We start from the raw sequence: 19,521 nt of genomic DNA on the forward strand, positions 1-19,521 counted from the left end.
TGCCGACGATGGGTCGGCCCGGGCGTTTTGTTTGGCGGCGCGTGACGATCGCGTGCCCGTCGTCGGCGTTCACGCGCCGAACGCCGCCTTCGCCAGCAACCCCACCGCGACACAGACGAGCACGGCCGCGAACCCAGCTTGCACGTGCCGCGCGGCGAGGTGGCGCGACGCGCCGCGGCCGGCGGCCATGCCGAGCGCGGTCGCGACGCTAAACCACAGCGTCACGTCGAGCGGCGCGCGCGTGCCCGACACGAGCGTCGCGAGCACGCCGCCGGTGCCGACCAGCGCGATCACCATCAGCGACGTCGCGACCACCCCATGCATCGACACGTTCGTGAACTTGCGCAGCATCGGCACGATCACGAAGCCGCCGCCGACACCGAGCAGCCCCGTCATCAAGCCCGTGACCGCGCCGGTCGACGCCAGCGCGATGCCCACGGGCCACGACCACACGAGCCGGCCCGTATCGGGATTCACGCGGCCGACGCACAGCGGCGACGCGTCCGCGTCGGTCGCCCGCCGCCGCAGCGCCTGTCGTAGCAGGCGGCTGGCGACGACCAGCATCGTCAGCGCGAACAACGTGAGCAGCAGGCGCTGCGGCAGTACGTGCGCGAGCCGCACGCCGAGCGTGGTCAGCGGCACGCCGGCCACGGCCATCAGCAGCGCCGCGCGATAGCGCACGAGCCCGCGGCGGAAGCCTTCGAGTGCGCCGAGCGCGGCGCTGCCGGCCACTGCGACGAGCGCAACGGGCGTCGCTTGCTGCATCGGCCAGCTCATCCCGACGACAAGCGCGGGTACCGCGAGAATGCCGCCGCCGGCGCCGGTCAAACCGAGCACGGCACCGACGAAGCCGCCGAGTACGAGCGAAATCAGCATGACGTCATCGCGCTCCGGTCAACGGGCGATCGCGGGCTTCGCGAGCCATTCGCGGCCCTTGAGCATCGCCTTCCAGTAGAGCGGCGGCAGCACGCGTTCCTTCAGCAGCCACGCGAGCCGCGACGGTCGCTTGCCGTCGATCAGCCACGCGGGGAAGGTCGGTGCGACCTTGCCGCCGTACAGGAATTCGGCGAGCACGATCTTGCCGCGCTCGACGGTGAGCGGGCACGAACCGTAGCCGTCGTACGCGGCGTCGCCCAGTGCGCGGCCGAGCGACGCGAGCAGATTGTGCGCGACGACGGGCGCCTGCTTGCGCGCGGCCGCGGCCGTTTTCGCATTGGTCGTGTTGGTGACGTCGCCGAGCGCGTAGATGTCCTCGAATTGCTTGTGGCGCAGCGTCGCCGGATCGACGTCGATCCAGCCGGCCGCGTCGGCGAGCGGGCTCGCGCGTACGAAATCGGGGGCCTTCTGCGGCGGCACGACGTGGATCATGTCGAACGAACGCTCGACGGTTTCCTTGCCGCCTTCCGGCAGCGTGCGCGAGAACGTCGCACGGCGCGCGGGCCCGTCGATCGCGACGAGGTTGTGGCCGAACGACAGCGCGATGTCATAGCTTTTCACGTACTCCATCAGCGCGGGCACGTAGTCGGCGACGCCGAACAGCGCGCCGCCCGCATTCAGGAATTCGACGTTCGCGGCGTCGAGACGCCCCATGCGCCGCCAGTGATCGCACGACAGGTACATCGCCTTTTGCGGCGCGCCCGCGCACTTGATCGGCATCGGCGGCTGTGTGAAGAGCGCGTGGCCGCCGCGGAACGCGCGCACGAGCTCCCACGTGTACGGCGCGAGATCGTAGCGGTAGTTCGACGTGACGCCGTTGCGGCCGAGCGTGTCGGCGAGGCCGTCGATCGCATGCCAGTCGAGCTTGAGCCCCGGACACACGACGAGCCTGCGATAGCCGATGCGCCGGCAACCGTCGAGCACCACCACGTGCGCGTCGGGCTCGAAGCCCGCGACCGCGGCCTGGATTCGCCGCACGCCGCGCGGCAGTACGTCGGTCATCCTGCGCGCGGTCGTCTCGGGCCGGAACACGCCCGCGCCGACCATCGTCCAGCCGGGCTGGTAATAGTGGACGTCGGCGGGATCGATCACCGCGATGTCGAGCGACGCGTCGCGCGCGAGCAGGCTCGACGCGACCGCGATGCCGGCCGCGCCCGCGCCGACGATCACGATGTCGTGTCGCGCGTCCACGGCCGGCGCGCTCTGGCGGCCGTCCTGCGCGATACGCGAGGCGAGCGCGCTCAGGTCGTAGCCGGCCGCGCCGGCGGTGGCGACGAGGTCGTCCAGCGGGCGAAGCCCCGCCTGCGACAGCGCCCACAGCGTGGCCGACCGCGTGCCGCTGCGGCAGTACGCGAGCACGGGCCCGTCGAGCGACGCAAGCAGCGCGCCGAACTGCGCGGCCTGGTCGTCGGTCACCTTGCCGGTATCGACTGGCAGGTAATGCACGTCGATGCCGAGCGGCGCGGCGGCCGCGCGGATCTCGGTGACGGTCGGCTGGTCGGCGCCTTCGCCGTCGGGCCGGTTGCAGATGATCGCGCGGATGCCCGCCGCGTGAAGCGCGGGCAGGTCGGCCGCCGCGATCTGCGGCGAGACCGACAGCGTGTCGGTCAGCTTGCGGATGGTGTTCATGTCGGGGCTCTCGGTGGGGCGTAGGCGCTCAGATCGCGTCGAGCGGAATCTTCAGGTAGCGCACGCCGTTGTTCTCGGGTTCGGGCAGGTGGCCGGCGCGCATGTTGACCTGCACGGACGGCAGCATCAGCACCGGCATGTCGAGCGTCGCGTCGCGCGCGGTGCGCATCGCGACGAAATCGTCCTCGGTCACGCCGTCCCTCACGTGCACGTTCGCGCGGCGCTGCTCGGCGACGGTCGTCACGAACTGCACGTCGCGGCCGCCCGGCTGGTAGTCGTGGCACAGGTACAGGCGCGTGTCGGGCGGCAGCGCGAGCACACGCATGATCGAGCGGTACAGCGTGCGCGCGTCGCCGCCGGGGAAGTCGCAGCGGGCCGTGCCGTAGTCGGGCATGAACAGCGTGTCGCCGACGAACGCCGCGCGCTGCGTCGCGTCGTCGACGCAGTAGGTCATGCACGCGGGCGTGTGGCCCGGCGTGTGCAGCGCGCGAATCGTCAGCGCGCCGAGCGCGAGCGTGTCGCCGTCGTCGACGAGCCGGTCGAACTGGCGGCCGTCTTCCGCGAAGCCGGGGCCTGCGTTGAACAGCGCGCCGAACACGTGCTGCACGCGGCGCACGTGCGAACCGATCGCAATCTGGCCGCCGACCTGCGCTTTGAGGTAGGGCGCGGCCGACAGGTGGTCGGCGTGCACGTGCGTCTCCAGCAGCCAGTGGACGGTCGCGCCGAGTTCGGCGACGCGCGCGATCAGCCGGTCGGCGCTGGCGGTGCGCGTGCGGCCGGATTTCGGGTCGTAGTCGAGCACGCTGTCGATCAGCGCGCATGCGCGGCTTGTCGTATCGAGCAGGAGATAGCTGACGGTGTGGGTCGCCGGGTCGAAAAAGCCTTCGACCGACAGGGCGGGGGCGTTGCTCACGGGGTGTCCTCGATCGGGTGCTGCATCTGCAATCGCGGTCTTTATCTCAAGAAGCGTGCCAACCGGCGGCGCGGATCCGGTCGACGTGGCAACGACTTGATTCGGCTCGGGTTTTCGGCGCATCGGCGGCGTCGAGAAGGCCGGCTGGGACATCCGATGGCGGTCTGAGACTGCCACGAATGGCAGTGTCATGGCAGAATTGGCAGTCAGCCTGGCAGTCCGTCCGGGCGCCTCTTCGCTGAGCGAGCCGCCGCATGAATCCGCACGACACCATTCCGATCGTCCCCTCCGCGCGCCGCGACGCGATGCCCGACGTGCGCGCACTCGTCGCGTATCTCGAGCAGGACCCGCAGCCGATGATCGTCGTCGACCCCGACTACCGGATCCTCGCGGCGAACGACGCGTACCGGCGCCAGTTCGGCGTGGCCGGCGTCGAGCACGTGGGCCGGCACTGTTTCCAGGTGTCGCATCACTACGACGTGCCGTGCGACCAGGCCGGCGAGCATTGCCCGATGAAGCCGGCGCTCGAATCGCGCGGGCTCAACCGCGTGCTGCACATCCATCACACGCCGCGCGGCCCCGAGCATGTCGATGTCGAACTGCGGCCGATCTTCGATGCGGACGGCAACGTGATCGCGTACGTCGAGCGGCTGACGACGGTGCGCAGCGCGTCCGCGCAGCCGAGCGCGGAAGGGCTCGTCGGCGGCTCGGACGCGTTCAACGCGGCGCTCGGCGCGCTGCAGCGCGTAGCGCCGTCGACGCTGCCGGTGCTGCTGCTCGGCGAATCGGGCACCGGCAAGGAGCTGTTCGCCCGCGCGCTGCACGAGGCGAGCGATCGCGCGATGGGGCCGTTCGTCGTCGTCGATTGCTCGGGGATCGCCGAGACGCTGTTCGAGAGCGAACTGTTCGGCTACGAGAAAGGCGCGTTCACGGGCGCGAACCAGCGCAAGCCGGGCCTCGTCGAAACCGCGCAGGGCGGCACGCTGTTTCTCGACGAGATCGGCGACGTGCCGCTGCCGATGCAGGTGAAGCTGCTGCGGCTGATCGAATCGGGCACGTTCCGGCGCGTGGGCGGCGTCGAGGCGCTGCGCGCCGATTTCCGGCTCGTCGCGGCCACGCACAAGCCGCTGCGCGAGATGATCGACGACGGTCGGTTCCGGCAGGATCTTTACTACCGGATCAATGCGTTTCCGATTCCGCTGCCGGCGCTGCGCGAACGGCAGGGCGACGTCGCGCTGCTGGCCGAATCGATCCTGCGGCGGATCGCGAACGCGCGCGGCAAGGCGGGCGATGCGAATGCGCGACCGTTCACGCTGACCGAGCGTGCGCGCGCGTGCCTCGACGCGTATGCGTGGCCCGGCAACATCCGCGAGCTGCGCAACGTGCTCGAACGCGCGTGCCTGTTCGCGGACGACGGGACGATCCGCGTCGAGCATCTGCCGGCCGAACTCGTCGCGGCCGCGGCGGCGCCGCATGCGCAGGCGGCGGATGCACGCAGCGTGTCGGACGCGGAGCTCGTCCGGATCGCGCGCGCGTTCGACGGTACCCGCAAGGCGCTCGCCGAACAGCTCGGATTGAGCGAACGGACGCTGTACCGGCGGATGAAGGCGCTCGGGCTCGGCTCGCGCGAGCGCTGAACGGGCGTGGTGCGTGCGGCTGGCGGCGGCACGCGGCTTTGTCGATAATGGCGCGTTCGATTCCGGCTCTCTCTCCATCTCCGATGAAAAGACATGTTCTTTCGCGTTGTCTGTTGCTCACAGTCGCAGCGCTGGCCAGCCCGGCGCACGCCGCCGATTACACGTGGACCGATGCGGCCGGCGCGCACGCGGTGACGCTCGCCAGAACCGCGTCCGGCGACGACGTCGAACTCAAGGTGTCCGCGACGCTCGACGGCCGCCCCGACTGGGCAGTGCGCGACTACGTGAAGGCATGTCCGGTCGACGTGATTCTCGACGTCGTGCCGAAGTCGATCGAAATGCGCGACCTGCTCGGCAACGGCCGCAAGCAGTTCCTGTTCGCATACAAGATCGGTTGCCGCGGCGACGTGAGCGCCGATCAGGTCAAGTACTTCCTGATCGATGCGGGCACGAAGTACGTGCTGCGCGGCGAAGAGATCGTCATGGTCAACGGCAAGTTGATCGACGGCGGCGCGGCGCCCGTGCCGAACGCGGACTTGAAGGCGCAGCCCGCGTTTCTGCGGTACATGATGAAGCGCTGGCGCGGGATCAGCATGCGCAACGACTAGACGGGCGCCTGGCCGTTGGGCGTGAGATACCGGCTGCCAATGGTGAAACGGGCGGCACCCGGGAAATCCGCGTGCCGCCCGCCCGTCATGCGATCAGCGCGCCGGCGCCAACTGCGCCATCGCCTCGCGCATGAAACCGAGCAGCGTGTCGTCGGTCCACGAATCCTTCGTCAGCGCCGGCTCGTTCATCAGCGCGTGGCGGAATTTCGCGTGCGTGGCCGGATCGTGGCCCGCGTAACTGCAGAACAGCTCGAGCCAGCGCTGCGCGAGCGCGCGGCCTTGCGGCGAATCGGCCCGCGTGCCCGCATCGATCGCGTCGCGCACGTCGGCCATCAGTTGCGGCCATTCCATCGCGCGTTCGCGGTAGTGCGCGCGCATGAAGCGGCTCTCGTCCGGCGTGAGGTACTTCTCGAACAGCCGCATCTTCGTTTCCGACGAGGCCCGCAGCACATAGTCGCGTAACGCGGTCGAAATGCCGATCTTCGACTGCATCGACGGTTCTTGCTCGTGCATCAGGTTCAGCTTCGCAAGCAGCCGCGGATCGTTGTTCGTGTCGCGTACCAGTAGCGCCATCCAGCGCGCGGCAAGCGCACGCACGCGCTCGTCCTCGGCGGGCACGCCCGCCTCGTGCAGCGTACGGACCTCGTCGACGAGCGCGATCCATTCCGCGTCGCCGGCCTGGCTCTTCTGGTACATCGGCAGGCGCGCGAGTTCTTCCTCGGAGAAATATTTGTCGTACACGGTCATCAACTCCAGTGTGGTGAGCCAATCGGCCAGTTCCGGCTCGGTGCCCGCCGCGAGCTGCGCATGCAGGCTCGCGAGCCGCTCGCGCAGCTGCGCGGTTTGCGCGAGCTGGCGGTCGAGCGACGCGATCTGCTTCGCGACGAGATCGACGAGCGGCGTGCCGGGCCGGTTCAGGTAATCGCCGATTTCGGCGAGCGACAGTCCGAAGCGACGCAGGGCCTGGATCTGGTGGAGCCGGGCGATGTCGTCGCGGTCGTACAGCCGGTAGCCGTTGTCGGCGCGCGCCGAAGGCGTCAGCAGACCGATTGCGTGATAGTGATGAAGCGTGCGGACGGTCAGCCCGCTGCGTTTCGCCAGGTCTCCCACTTTCAGCCGCATTCGTTCCTCCGTTCGGTGCGCACACTGGAGTCTCGAACGTTACGCTACGTGAGGGTCAAGCGGAAGATCGGCGATCGGACGCGCGTGGCGGGGAGTCGCACGCGCGTTCGATCGGAGGGGGGTATGGCGGTTATTGCGCCGAAGGAGCGGGGTCGGGCGCGGCGGCGCGTGCTTGCGTGCCGGTCGTGCCGTCGCCGGCGGCGTGGCCGCTTTTACCGGACGTGTCGCCGTTGTCGGCCGGCGGCGTGCCCATCGCCTGGTAAAGCCGCGCGGTATCCGCGAACCGTGCGCCGGTCGCGCGAATCTCGTCGAGCCGCGCATTGCGGTACTGCAACTCGCTCGCGCGCGCGGCCGACGGCGGCAATGCACCGAGCCGCACGCGGGCGGCCGCGTCGTCGTACGCGCCACGCGCGGACAGCGCGGCGCGCGACGTCGCATCGAGCGCCTCCGCGTCGTGCTCGAGCGCCGCGAGCGAATCGGCGACGTTCTGGAACGCGCCGAGCACCGCCTGCTTGTACTGGTCGACCGCGGCCTCGTAGGTCGCCTTCGCCGCGCGGCGCTGCGCGAGCAGCGCGCCGCCGTGGAAGATCGGCTGGCTCAGCGACGCGCCGACGTTCCAGATCGCGCCGGCGCCCGACAGCATCGCCGGCCAGCTGAAGCCGCCTTTGCCCATCGCCGCCGACAGCGACAGTTGCGGAAACATTTGCGCGGTCGCGAGGCCCACTTCGGCGGCGGCGGCCTTCAGCCCCGCGTCGGCGGCCTGGATGTCCGGGCGGCTTTGCAGCAGGTCCGACGGCACGACGACGGGCACCTGCTCGGGCAGATGCAGATCGGCGAGCGCGAGATCGGCCGGCGGCCGGTCGGGCGTACGGCCGACCAGCACGGCGAGCGCGTGGCGCGCCGAGTCGCGCTGCTGGCGCAGCGCGGGCAGGCTTGCCGCGAACGTGTCGGCGCTTTGCCGGGCGTTCAGCGCGTCGCTGCGCGAGGCCGAACCGAGCGCATGGCGGCGCTCGGCGTCGTGCGCCTGGTCGTTCGCGAGCGCGACGAGCCGCTCGGTCGTGTCGATCTGCGCATTGAGCACCGACACGGTGATCGACGCGGTCACGATGTTCGCGGCCAGCGCGCGCCGCGCGGATTCGAGCTGGAACGCGCTGACGTCGACGCGTTTCGCGAGCGCGCGGTTCGCGAAGCGCGACACGCCGAACAGGTCGACCGTGTAGCTCGCCTGCAGTTGCCCGACGAACGTGTCGTACAGCAGCGTCGGCGCGCCGAGCGCGGGAATCGGCACGCCGAGCGCGCGCTGGCGCGTGGCCTGGCCGACCGCGTCGATCGACGGCAGCATCGAGCTGCCGATCTGCCCGCGCAACTGTTCGCGCGCCGCATCCAGCGAATGCGACGCCGCGCTCAGCGTCGGGCTGTTGCGCAGCCCTTCGTCGACGAGCGCGTTCAGCGCATCGGAACGGTACTGTTTCCACCAGTCCGGCACCGGCTGCGCGCCGACCTCGAACTGTTGCGCGACGCCTTGCGCGGACACCGTCTGCTGGACTTGCGGCGCGGCGCCGTAGTGCGCGGGCGACGGCATCGCGGGCGGCTCGCCGCTCGGCGCGAACCACGCGCAGCCCGCGAGCGGGCCGGCGACGCTCGCCGCGGCGAGCACCCGCACGGCTTTCTTTTTCAGGGTCATCGATCGATCCATGGTCAGGCTCCCGACGGCGCGGCAGGCGTGCCGCCTGGCGGCGGGCCGTCCTGCGGGTCGCGTTCGTCGCGCTTCACGCGGAACCACGTCGCGTACAGCGCAGGCAGGTAGAACAGCGTCAGCACGGTCGCGCTCGTGATGCCGCCCATCAGCGCGGTCGCCATCGGCCCGAAGAAGTTCGAGCGCAGCAGCGGGATCAGCGCGAGCACGGCGGCCGCGGCCGTCAGCGTGATCGGGCGGAAGCGCCGCACGGTCGCGCCGATGATCGCGTCGACGCGGCCGTGGCCGGCCGCGATGTCCTGCTCGATCTGGTCGACCAGGATCACCGAATTGCGCATGATGATCCCGAACATCGCGATCACGCCGAGCATCGCGACGAAGCCGAACGGCTGGCCGAACAGCAGCAGCGTCGCGGCCACGCCGATCAGCCCGAGCGGCGCGGTCAGCACGACCATCAGCACGCGCGAGAAGCTCTGCAGCTGGATCATCAGCAGCGTGAACACGGCGATCGCCATCAGCGGCATCTGCGCGTTGATCGACGTCTGCGCCTTCGCGCTTTCCTCGACCGAGCCGCCGATGTTGATCTGATAGCCGACCGGCAGTTGCGCGCGCAGCGCGTTCAGCTTCGCGTCGACCGCATGCGTGACGTCGATGCCCTGGGCGCCGGCGCGCACGTCCGACTGCACGGTGATGGTCGGCTGACGGTCGCGCTCCCACACGACGCCGTATTCGAGCGTCGGCGTGAAGCGGCCGAGCGAGCCGAGCGGCACGGGGCCGTTCGGCGTCGGCAGCGCGAGGCCCGCGAGCTTCGCCGGATCGACGCGGTCGGCGCGCGGCGCGCGCAGGTCGACGGCGATCAGCTTGTCGCGCTCGCGATACTGCGTGACGGTCGTGCCGGACAGCGTCATCGCGAGGAAGCTCGACACGTCCTGCGACGTGACGTTCAGCTCGCGCGCCTTCTTCTGGTCGAGCTCGAAGCGCACCGAGCGCTCGGCCGGCTCGTCCCAGTCGAACTGCACGTTGACCGTGCGCGCATCGCCGCGCATCGTCGCCGCGACCTTCTCGGCGATCGAGCGGACCGTCGCGATGCTGTCGCCGCTCACGCGGAACTGCACCGGATAGCCGACCGGCGGGCCGTTCTCGAGCCGCGACAGGCGCCAGCGCACGGCAGGAAATTTGTCGCGCAGCGTAGTTTCGAGCCAGGTCGCGAGCTTCTCGCGATCCTCGACCGATTTCGCGGTGATCACGAACTGCGCGAAGTTCGGCAGTTGCAACTGCTGGTCGAGCGGCAAATAGAAGCGCGGCGCGCCGCTGCCGACGAAGTTCACCGCATGGTCGATCTCGGGCCGTTTGTCGATCGCTTTCTCGAGGCGCTCCGTCTCGCGCAGCGTCGCCGCGAACGACGCGCCTTCGGGCAGCCGCAGGTCGACCAGCAGCTCGGGCCGGTCGGAACTCGGGAAGAACTGCTGCGGCACGAGCGAGAAGCCCATCATCGCGACGACGAACAGCACGCCCGTGATCAGCAGCACGACGAAGCGCCGCTCGATGCACCAGTCGATCCAGCCGCGCAGCCGCCGGTAGAAGCGGGTGTCGTAGATGTCGTGCTCGTGATCGTCGGGCAGGTGCGCCTCGTGCGCGTGCCGCTTGCGCTCGGGCAGCATGTGGAAGCCCAGCAGCGGGATCAGCACGACGGCCGCGAACCACGACGCGATCAGCGCGATCGCCGACACCTCGAAGATCGAGCGCGTGTATTCGCCGGTGCTCGATTTCGCGAGCGCGATCGGCAGGAAGCCCGACACCGTGACCAGCGTGCCGGTCAGCATCGGGAACGCGGTGCTGGTGTACGCGAACGCGGCGGCGCGCGCGCGGCTGTAGCCCTGTTCGAGCTTCACGGCCATCATCTCGACCGCGATGATCGCGTCGTCGACGAGCAGCCCGAGCGCGAGCACGAGCGTGCCGAGCGAGACCTTGTGCAGCCCGATGTCGAACAGGTACATGAACAGCGCGGTGACCGCGAGCACGACCGGAATCGAGATCACGACGACCATCCCGGTGCGCAGCCCGAGCGACACGAGGCTCACGACCAGCACGATCGCGACCGCTTCGGCGACGGCTTCGAGGAAGTCGTCGACCGAATGCGAGACCGCGTGCGGCATGCTCGACACCTCGGTCAGCTTCAGTCCGGCCGGCAGTTGCGCCTGCAGCGCCTTCGATTCGGCGTCGAGCGCCTTGCCGAGCCGGATCACGTCACCGCCCGGCTGCATCGTCACGCCGATGCCGAGCACGGCTTTGCCGTTAGTCCGCATCTGCGTGACTTGCGGATCGTCGTACCCGCGTTTCACGGTCGCGAGATCGCCGAGCCGGAACGTGCGGCCGTTGATGCGGATCAGCGTATTCGCGATCGCGTCGACGTTGTCGAACTGGCCGCTCGGCCGCACGAACACGCGATCGTCGGCGGTCGTCAGCACGCCGGTCGACGAGATGTCGTTCTGCGCGTTGATCGCCTGCCCGAGCTGCTGCGGCGAGATGCCGAGGCGCGTGAGCTGCGCGTTGTTGACCTCGATGAAGATCCGCTGGTCGGGGTCGCCGAAATAGTCGACCTTGCCGACGCCCGGCACGCGCAGCAGCACGGTGCGCAACTGGTCCGCGTAGTCGTGCAGCTGCGCGGGCGTGAAGCCGTCGCCCTCGAGCGTCCAGATGTTGGTGTAGACGTCGCCGAATTCGTCGTTGAAGAACGGGCCCTGCACGCCGGGCGGCAGCGTATAGCCGATGTCGCCCACTTTCTTGCGGATCTGGTACCAGGTTTCGGGCACGTCCTTCACGGGCGCCGAATCCTTCATCGTGAAGAAAATCAGCGATTCGCCGGGGCGCGAATAGCTGCGCAGGAAGTCGATGGCCGGCGTTTCCTGCAGCTTGCGGCCGATCCGGTCGGTCACCTGTTCCTGCACCTGCCGCGCGCTCGCGCCGGGCCAGAAGGTGCGGATCACCATCACGCGGAACGTGAACGGCGGGTCTTCGGATTGCGCGAGCCGCGTGTAAGCGAGGATGCCCGCGAGCGTCGCGAGCGCGATCAGGTAGACGACCAGCGCCTGGTGGCGCAGCGCCCATGCGGACAGGTTGAAGCGGCCTTCTTCGTGGGAGACGCTCACGATGCGAAGTCCTCCGGATGCAGCGGCGCGATCGCGCGCACCTTCTCGCCCGCGCTGACCGTATGCACGCCCTGCAGCACGACGCGCTCGCCCGGCTGCAGCCCGTGCGACACGGTGACCGTGCGCTCGTTGAAGCGCGCGACGTCGACGCGGCGCAGTTCGAGCGTGTCGTCCTTGGTGCGCACGACCCACACGGCCGGTTGCGCGCCGTCGTGGAACAGCGCGGTCGCGGGCAGCGTGATCGGCCGCGCGTCGCCGGCGGCCGGCGCGCCGTCGAACGCGACGTCCGCGGTCATCCCGAGCCGGATCGCCGGATCGGGCGCGCCGAGCGTGAGCTTCACGCGGTAGGTACGGCTTTGCGGATCGGCGGCCGGCGCGATTTCGCGCACCTTCGCGGCGAACTGGCGGCCCGGCAGCGACGGCAGCGTGACGGTCGCCGCATGACCGGGCGCGAGCGACGCGAGCGCGGCCTCGGGCACGTCGCTGACGACGTCGACGTCGCCCGACCACGCGAGCTGGTAGACCGGCTGGCCGGCCGACACGTTCTGGCCGGTGTCGGCCTGTTCGGCCGTGATGGTGCCCGCATGGTCGGCGACGAGCGTCGCGTAGCGGAGCTGGTTCTTCGCGAGCGCGAGCTGCTGCTGCGCCTGGTCGCGCTGCGCGAGCGCCGACGCGTAGCTGTTCTGCGTCTGCTCGAGCTGCGCGGTCGCGATCAGGTTTTCGCGGGCCTGCGCGCGATCGCGGTCGAGCTGCTGTTTCGCGAACGCGAGGCTGTGCGACGCGGCATCGAATTGCGCCTGCGCGCTCGCCGCGTTCTTCTCGACGTCGGACGGATCGAGCAGCGCGACGACCTGGCCGACCTTCACCGTATCGCCGAGCCGCACCCGGCGCTCGATGATCTTGCCGGCGAGGCGGAACGACAGCGGGGTGGCATAGCGCGGCTGGATGTCGCCGGGCAGCGTGCGCGCGGCCGCGACGGTGTCGGCCCGCGCGGGCAGCGCGACGACGGGGCGCGGGGCGGGCGGCGCGGATTCTTTCGGATGACAGGCGGCAAGGACGAGCGCGGCGCCGATCAGCAGCGCGGCGCGGGAACCGGAGCGATTCACGAAACCCCCAGGTGAGGTGGAGCGGAACGAGGCCGGCAAGCGCGGCGGGCGCTTGCCCCAGAGCGGCGCCGGCATCGGCGCACACGGACAGACGAACGACATCTTCGGAAACTGTGGCGGATTCTAATACACACCTGTATCTGAATGCAAAGATGAATCCGAAAGGGAAGAGATGCTAGACTGCGCGGCATGAAACCACAGCGCTTAACTCGCGAGCAGAGCAGGGACCAGACGCGCGAGCGTCTGCTGAAAGCCGCGCATCGCATTTTTCTGAAGAAAGGCTATGTGGCCGCGAGCGTCGAGGACATCGCAGCGGCGGCCGGCTATACGCGTGGCGCGTTCTACTCGAATTTCCGCAGCAAGTCCGATTTGTTGCTGGAGTTGCTGGAGCGCGATCACGCGGAGGTGCAGGCCGACTTCGAGGCGATTTTCGAAGGCGGCGGCACGCGCGAGCAGATGGAATCGATGGCGCTCGCGTATTACCGGACGCTGTTTCGCGACGACGAATACTCGCTGCTGTGGGGCGAGGCGAAGCTGCAGGCGGCGCGCGACGCGAAGTTCCGCATGCGCTTCAACCAGTTCCTGCACGGCAAGCGCGTGCAGATGGCCGAATTCATCGAGCGCTTCGCCGAGCGCTCGGGCACGCCGCTGCTGCTGCCGGCCGACACGCTCGCGTTCGGGCTGATGTGCCTGTGCGACGGCGTGCAGTCGTACTACACGGCCGATCCGCAGCACGTGTCGGCCGACGTGGCCGAAACGGTGCTGGCGGGGTTCTTCGCGCGGGTCGTGCTGGGGCGCGCGCCGGACTGAACACGGCAGGCGGCGCGGGCGATGCGCGTCAGCGCTCGCCGGTCATCCGCCGGTACGCGTCGAGCAGCGACGTCTTGTAGACGACGCCCGCGAGCGTCGGCTCGGCTTCGCTCTCGATCACCGGCAGCCGCTCGCCCTGGAACGCCATGAAGCGCTCGAGCGCGGTCGCGAGCGGCATGTCGGGCGTGAGCAGCGGAAACGGCGTATGCGCGTAGTGCGCGGCCGTCTTGTCGGTCGTGTCGCGCTTGTCGAGCAGGTCGGACGTGATGTCCTTCAGCGCGACGGCCCCGCGAAAGCGCCCGGCGTCGTCGGTCACGTACAGATATTTCACCGGATATTCGAGAAACACGCGCGTCATGTCGGCGACGCTCGCGGTGAGCGGCACGACCGTCTGCGCGGGCTGGATCAGCGCGCGCATCTGCGTGGTGCGCAGCCGCTGCCGCTCCTGCGCGTCCTGGTAGTGGTGCTGCGTGATGTCGTACATCGACGTCGTGCCCGTCGCGCGCGCGACGAAATACGCGAACACGCACGACACCAGCAGCGGCAGCACGACCTGATAACTCAGCGTCATCTCGAAGATCATCAGGATCGCCATCAGCGGCGCCTGCGTGGCGCCCGCCATGAACGCGCCCATCCCGACGATCGCGTACGCGAAATACGCGGACGTATGGCCCGGCCACAGCGCGTCCATCGCGAGCCCGAACAGCGAGCCGAACACCGCGCCGACGAACAGCGTCGGCGTGAACACGCCGCCGATCGCGCCCGAGCCGGCCGTCGCGGCGGTCGCGATCACCTTGAACACGAGGACCGCGACGAGCGCCTGCCAGGTCCACGGCGAATGGAGGATGTGGTTCACGACGCTGTAGCCGTTGCCCCACACGTCCGGAATCCATACCGAGATCACGCCGACCACGAGGCCGCCGAGCGCCAGCCGCACGGGCAACGGCACCGGCAGCCGCTTGAACTGCGTCTTCGACGCGTCGAGCAGATGCAGGAACTGCGGCGCGAGCACGCCGCACAGCGCGCCGAGCACGACGAACGGCAGCACCTCGGCGCCCGTCACGGCCGGAAACACCGGCATCTCGTACGGCGGCCGGTAGCCGGCGAATTCGCGCATCACGATGTTCGCGACGACCGACGCGACGACCATCGGCCCGAAGCTCTCCATCGCGATCGTGCCGAGCACGATCTCCGACACGAAGAACGCGCCGGCGATCGGCGCGTTGTACGCGGACGTGATGCCGGCCGCGGCCCCGCATGCGACCAGCAGGCGCAGGCGCGGCGGGTCGAAGTGCGCGAAGCGGCCGACGAGCGACGCGGCGAGCGCCGCGAGCTGCACCATCGGGCCTTCGCGGCCGATCGAGCCGCCGCTGCCGATCGTCAGCAGCGACGACACGCTGCGCCACAGGCTCTGCCGCACCGGCACGACGCCGTTGCCGAGCGCGACCGATTCCATGTAGTCGGTCTTGGCGGCCGCCTTGTCGCCGCGCGTCGCGAGCAGCAGCACGCAGCCGGCGAGGAAGCCGCCCGCGGCCGGCATCCAGAATCGCACGTACCACGGCAGGCTCTTCGCCATCTGCACGAAGCTGCCGCTGTGCCCCGAGATCAGGCGCTGCATCAGGTCGATGCCTTCGCGGAACGCCATCGTGGCAAAGGCGCCGCCGACGCCGACGATGGCCGACCAGATCAGCATCGTATGGGCGTCCGACAGGCGGAGCAGCGTTCGCGCGCGAGTGCGCAGCTTCAGCAGGAACGAGAGCACGGCTGAAAGGGGGCGATGGAAAACGACGCGAAGCATAGCACTGCGCCGCGCCCGCGGGACTTCCCCGTCGGGCTTCCCGTAGGGCGCGGCGCGCGAGCCGTCGCGGACGTGCGGCTCAACCAAGCCAATGCTGCACGGCCCAGGTGATCGCGTAGCCGCCGGCGATCAGCCACACGTACAGGATCAGGCCGGTCATCAGCGCGCGCGGGCCGGCCGCGCGGATCTGTGCGACGCGCGTCTCGATGCCGAGTGCGGTCATGGCCATCGTCAGCGCGAAGGTGTCGAGCACGTTCAGCGTATGCGTGACGTCCGCGGGCAGCACGTTCAGCGAATTGACGATCACGAAGCCGAGGAAACCGAGCGCGAACCACGGCACCGCCACCTTGCGCTTGCCGTGCGTGCCGCCGGCCGCGTCGTGCGCCGAGCGCGCCGAACGGGCGAGCCACCAGCCGAGGGCCAGCAGCACCGGCACCAGCAGCATCACGCGCGTCATCTTCACGATCGTCGCGACGTGCACGACCTGCGGGCTGATGTCGCTCGCCGCGCCGACCACCTGCGCGACTTCGTGGATCGTGCCGCCGAAGAACAGGCCGAGGCCGGCCGGATCGAGGTTCAGCAGCCCGGCGTGATAGGCGAGCGGATACAGGAACATCGACAGCGTGCCGAACAGCACGACGCTGCCCACGGCCATCGCGCTCTGATGCGGCTTCGATTGCAGCGTCGATTCGAACGCGAGCACGGCGGCCGCGCCGCAGATCGCGCTGCCGGCGGCGGTCAGCAGCGCGGCGTCGCGGTCGAGCTTCATCAGCTTCATGCCGACCCAGGTGCCGATCACGAGCGTGCTGACGACGACCAGCACCGATACCGCGAGGCCCGGCAGCCCGACCTGCGCGATTTCCTGCAGGCTCACGCGCAAGCCGAAGAACGCGACCGCGATGCGCAGCAGCTTGCGGGCGGAGAAATTGACGCCGGCCGCCCAGCTGGCCGGCATGCCGTCGTGCAGCGCGTTGCCGTACAGCGCGCCGGCGACGATGCCGACGATCAGCGGCGACAGGCCGAGCCCCGCGATCGCGGGAAGCTCGGACAGGCTCGTGACGGCGGCGGCGAACAGCGCGACGAACAGCACGCCGTTCAACTGACCGCGCATCGACGGCGCGGCGTGGCTGAGAGGGGAAGTCGGAGCAGTGGACATGGAAGCACCGTGATGGAGCGTGTGGCGATGGTGTAATCCTAATTTCGTTATATCGATATGAAAAATTGTGATTTGTGACATAAACTATCCGGAAAGCCGATAATTCATCCCCATGACCCCGGATCAACTGATAACGTTCGCCGCCGTCGCCGAGCATCTGAACATCAGCCGCGCCGCCGTGGCGCTGCATCTGTCGCAGCCGGCCGTGTCGGGCCAGTTGCGGCTGCTGCAGGACGAGTTCGGCGAGCCGCTGTACCAGCGCGATGGCCGCGGCATCCGCCTGACACCGGTTGGCGAACAGCTCGCGCAGTACGCGAACGCGCAGCGCGACACGTTCGCGCAGGCGCGTGCGTTTCGCGACGCGGTGCGCGGGCTGGAAGCCGGCACGCTGCGCATCGGCGCGAGCACGACGCCCGCGAGCTACCTGCTGCCGTACCTGATCGCGGCGTTCCAGCCGCGCGCGCCGCGCGTGGCGATCCAGACGATGAGCGGCAACACGGCCGACGTGGTCGCGGCGCTGCCGTCGCTCGACCTCGCGCTGATCGAAGGGCCGCCGGGCGAGGCGCTGCCGCCGGGGACGGCCGTGCATGCGTGGCACGAGGACGAGATCGTCGCGATCGTGCCGGCCGGCCATCCGCTCGCGGCGCCCGGCTACGACGCGGGCGTGACGCTCGACGCGCTCGCCGCGCATCCGCTGGTGCTGCGCGAGGCGGGCTCCGCCGTGCGGCAGCTCGTCGAGCGCGCGTTCGCGCATGGCGGCGCGCCGATGCGCGTCGCGTTCGAGATCGCCGGGGTCGAGGCCGTGAAGGAGGCCGTGCGGGCGGGGATGGGCGTCGGGTTCGTGTCCGCGATGTCACTGCGTCACGACGATGCGGCGCTCGTGCTGCGCTCGCTGGCGCCCGCGCCGCTCACGCGGCATTTCTCCATTCTCGTCCCGCATGGCGGCGCGCCGTCGCGGGTCGCCGCGCAATTCCTCGAAATGAGTCTCGCGCAGCGCCTCGCGTAGTCGACCGAAGCCGCGCCGGGAACATGCGTTGCACGCGGGCGCGACGCGCATTCGTGCGATAACGGAGCGTTAGGGATTTCCTCTATGGCGTGCGTCCGAGGCGAAGCGCACCATCCGTCTCAAGCAAATGGAACCGGTTCCATTCCGGTGAAAAAGGGCAACATGGCAGACATCGTGATCGTGGCGAGCGCATTCGGGATGGACCGGGTGCGCCAGGAGGGCCACAGTGCATTCATCGCGACCGTGGCGGCATCCGGCGCGGCCGGCTTCGAGGTGCGGCGCGAACTGTTCGCGTCGGACGACGACACGGCGCCCGGCGCGCTGGCCGCGCTCGGTGCGCAGATCGCCGGCCACGGGCTGTGGTCGGTCTATTCGACGCCGGACTCGCTGTATACGGAAACGGGCGCGCTCGACGTCGACGCACTGCGCGACGGGCTCGCGCAAGCCGATGCGCTCGGCGCACGCTTCGTGAAATTCCAGCTCGGCGGCTTCGCCGGCGACGCGCATGCGGCCGAAATCGTCGCGCTGTCGCGCGGCGCGCAGGCCCGCGTGGTGGTCGAGAACGGCCAGCTCGAGGTCGGCGGCGCGTTCGCGCAGTTCCGTGGGCTGTTCGATGCGCTCGCCGATGCCGGCATGCGCGATGCGCTCGGCATGACGTTCGACATCGGCAACTGGCAGTGGCGCGGCGAAGCGCCGCTCGACTGCGCACAGGTGCTCGCGCCGCATGTGGAATACATTCATTGCAAGGCCACCGAAGGCGAGGGCGCGCGCCGGTTCGCCGTCGCGCCGGCGCCGAACGATCCGCTCGTGACCGGCGTGCTCGCGGCGCTGCCGCAGCATGCGCCGCGCGGCATCGAGTTTCCGTTCGACGCGGCCGACCTGGCCGGCGATGCGTGCCGGCGCGTCGCGTGGCTTGCAACCGCGTGACCCGGAAGGATCCTGAGGAGTTCAGTCATGAAAGCAGCACTCGATGTCGTGACCTATGGCGAAGCGATGGCGATGTTCGTCGCGACGGAGCCCGGCCACCTCGCGCACGCCGGTCAATTCGCGAAGCGGATCGCCGGCGCCGATCTCAATGTCGCGATCGGGCTGTCGCGGCTCGGCTTCCGGGTCGGCTGGATGAGCCGGGTCGGTAGCGATTCGTTCGGCCGCTACGTGCTCGACACGCTGGCGCGCGAGGGCATCGACGCGTCGTGCGTGACCGTCGACCCGCGCTACCCGACCGGTTTCCAGCTGAAGTCGCGCAACGACGACGGCAGCGACCCGACCGTCGAATATTTCCGCAAGGGTTCGGCGGCGAGCCACCTGTCGTGCGACGACTACGTGGCCGATTACGTGCTCGGCGCGCGCCACCTGCACCTGACCGGCGTCGCGCCGGCGATCTCGGCGACGTCGTGCGAACTCGCGTTCCGGCTCGCGCGCGAGATGCGGGCCGCCGGCAAGACGATCTCGTTCGACCCGAACCTGCGCCCGACGCTGTGGCCGTCCGCCGACGTGATGGCGAAGACGCTGAATGCGCTCGCGACGCTCGCCGACTGGGTGCTGCCGGGCCTCGCCGAAGGGCGGCAGCTCACCGGGCACGACACGCCGGCCGACATCGCGGGCTTCTATCTCGCGCAGGGCGCGCGCGGCGTCGTGATCAAGCTCGGCGAGCAAGGCGCGTATTTCCGCACGGCCGACGGCCGCGAAGGCACGGTCGCCGGCGAGCGCGTTGACAAGGTCGTCGATACGGTCGGCGCCGGCGACGGCTTCGCGGTCGGCGTGGTCAGCGCGCTGCTCGAAGGGCGCAGCGTCGAGCAGGCGGTCGCGCGCGGCAACCGGATCGGTGCGCTCGCGATCCAGGTGATCGGCGATTCGGAAGGGTTGCCGACGCGCGACGCGCTCGACCGGCTCGAAAAGGTCAGCAATCGCGCCGATCGCTTAGAGGAAACCGTCACCGCGCAATGAGAGGCCGG

At 69.7% G+C, this 19,521-nt stretch carries 15 protein-coding genes; 6 read left to right on the top strand and 9 right to left on the bottom strand.

The window, feature by feature from the left end; genetic code table 11:
- Positions 1 to 69: 69 nt before the first annotated feature.
- The 3 genes from HWX55_RS10525 to HWX55_RS10535 are packed head-to-tail and all read right to left on the bottom strand — an operon-like array spanning position 70 to position 3,478.
- Positions 70 to 876, bottom strand: a complete 807-nt coding sequence (locus tag HWX55_RS10525; RefSeq protein ID WP_175975536.1) for a sulfite exporter TauE/SafE family protein — start codon at positions 874 to 876, stop codon at positions 70 to 72.
- An 18-nt stretch (positions 877 to 894) separates the two neighbouring features.
- Positions 895 to 2,565 (bottom strand): bifunctional protein tyrosine phosphatase family protein/NAD(P)/FAD-dependent oxidoreductase, encoded by a 1,671-nt coding sequence (locus HWX55_RS10530; RefSeq protein ID WP_175975537.1) that lies wholly within the window; start codon positions 2,563 to 2,565, stop codon positions 895 to 897.
- 28 nt (positions 2,566 to 2,593) lie between these two features.
- Positions 2,594 to 3,478: an MBL fold metallo-hydrolase gene (locus HWX55_RS10535; protein ID WP_175975538.1), complete on the bottom strand. Its 885-nt coding sequence runs from the start codon at positions 3,476 to 3,478 to the stop codon at positions 2,594 to 2,596.
- Between the two features lie 254 nt (positions 3,479 to 3,732).
- Here HWX55_RS10535 and HWX55_RS10540 point away from each other — a divergent pair, with 254 nt between their 5' ends.
- On the top strand, positions 3,733 to 5,115 hold the full coding sequence (locus tag HWX55_RS10540; RefSeq protein WP_175975539.1) for a sigma 54-interacting transcriptional regulator: 1,383 nt from the start codon (positions 3,733 to 3,735) through the stop codon (positions 5,113 to 5,115).
- Between the two features lie 83 nt (positions 5,116 to 5,198).
- The gene (locus tag HWX55_RS10545) at positions 5,199 to 5,723 is read left to right on the top strand and encodes a DUF4124 domain-containing protein (RefSeq protein ID WP_175975540.1); all 525 of its coding nucleotides are present in this window, start codon (positions 5,199 to 5,201) and stop codon (positions 5,721 to 5,723) included.
- 93 nt (positions 5,724 to 5,816) lie between these two features.
- Here the strand turns inward: HWX55_RS10545 and HWX55_RS10550 are convergent, their stop codons facing one another.
- The 4 genes from HWX55_RS10550 to HWX55_RS10565 all read right to left on the bottom strand — a co-directional run bounded on the left by HWX55_RS10550 (position 5,817) and on the right by HWX55_RS10565 (position 12,796).
- Positions 5,817 to 6,845, bottom strand: coding sequence for a MerR family transcriptional regulator (locus tag HWX55_RS10550; protein WP_175975541.1), 1,029 nt, complete (start codon positions 6,843 to 6,845; stop codon positions 5,817 to 5,819).
- 130 nt (positions 6,846 to 6,975) lie between these two features.
- Positions 6,976 to 8,541, bottom strand: a complete 1,566-nt coding sequence (locus HWX55_RS10555) for an efflux transporter outer membrane subunit (RefSeq protein WP_124652714.1) — start codon at positions 8,539 to 8,541, stop codon at positions 6,976 to 6,978.
- A 2-nt stretch (positions 8,542 to 8,543) separates the two neighbouring features.
- Complete coding sequence (locus HWX55_RS10560) at positions 8,544 to 11,690, bottom strand: efflux RND transporter permease subunit (RefSeq protein WP_175975542.1); 3,147 nt, start codon at positions 11,688 to 11,690, stop codon at positions 8,544 to 8,546.
- The gene (locus HWX55_RS10565) at positions 11,687 to 12,796 is read right to left on the bottom strand and encodes an efflux RND transporter periplasmic adaptor subunit (RefSeq protein WP_175975543.1); all 1,110 of its coding nucleotides are present in this window, start codon (positions 12,794 to 12,796) and stop codon (positions 11,687 to 11,689) included. Before HWX55_RS10565 ends, HWX55_RS10560 begins: the two co-directional genes overlap by 4 nt.
- Before the next feature lie 189 nt (positions 12,797 to 12,985).
- Here HWX55_RS10565 and HWX55_RS10570 point away from each other — a divergent pair, with 189 nt between their 5' ends.
- Positions 12,986 to 13,606, top strand: coding sequence for a TetR/AcrR family transcriptional regulator (locus HWX55_RS10570; protein ID WP_175975544.1), 621 nt, complete (start codon positions 12,986 to 12,988; stop codon positions 13,604 to 13,606).
- 28 nt (positions 13,607 to 13,634) lie between these two features.
- On the opposite strand, the gene HWX55_RS10575 is transcribed toward HWX55_RS10570, so the two are convergent.
- Both HWX55_RS10575 and HWX55_RS10580 read right to left on the bottom strand, forming a co-directional pair.
- Positions 13,635 to 15,368 (bottom strand): ClcB-like voltage-gated chloride channel protein, encoded by a 1,734-nt coding sequence (locus HWX55_RS10575; RefSeq protein WP_208458711.1) that lies wholly within the window; start codon positions 15,366 to 15,368, stop codon positions 13,635 to 13,637.
- 115 nt (positions 15,369 to 15,483) lie between these two features.
- Entirely contained in the window at positions 15,484 to 16,560 is a 1,077-nt protein-coding gene (locus tag HWX55_RS10580; RefSeq protein WP_175975546.1) for a YeiH family protein, read from the bottom strand.
- Between the two features lie 112 nt (positions 16,561 to 16,672).
- Between HWX55_RS10580 and HWX55_RS10585 the strand changes: the two genes are divergently transcribed.
- The 3 genes from HWX55_RS10585 to HWX55_RS10595 all read left to right on the top strand — a co-directional run bounded on the left by HWX55_RS10585 (position 16,673) and on the right by HWX55_RS10595 (position 19,513).
- Positions 16,673 to 17,566, top strand: coding sequence for a LysR family transcriptional regulator (locus HWX55_RS10585; RefSeq protein ID WP_175975547.1), 894 nt, complete (start codon positions 16,673 to 16,675; stop codon positions 17,564 to 17,566).
- Positions 17,567 to 17,728: 162 nt separating this feature from the next.
- Positions 17,729 to 18,493, top strand: coding sequence for a TIM barrel protein (locus tag HWX55_RS10590; protein ID WP_175975548.1), 765 nt, complete (start codon positions 17,729 to 17,731; stop codon positions 18,491 to 18,493).
- A 27-nt stretch (positions 18,494 to 18,520) separates the two neighbouring features.
- Positions 18,521 to 19,513, top strand: coding sequence for a sugar kinase (locus HWX55_RS10595; protein ID WP_175975549.1), 993 nt, complete (start codon positions 18,521 to 18,523; stop codon positions 19,511 to 19,513).
- Positions 19,514 to 19,521: the final 8 nt, after the last annotated feature.

This window comes from Burkholderia sp. BCC1047 (assembly GCF_902833155.1).
Taxonomy (GTDB): Bacteria; Pseudomonadota; Gammaproteobacteria; order Burkholderiales; family Burkholderiaceae; genus Burkholderia; species Burkholderia sola.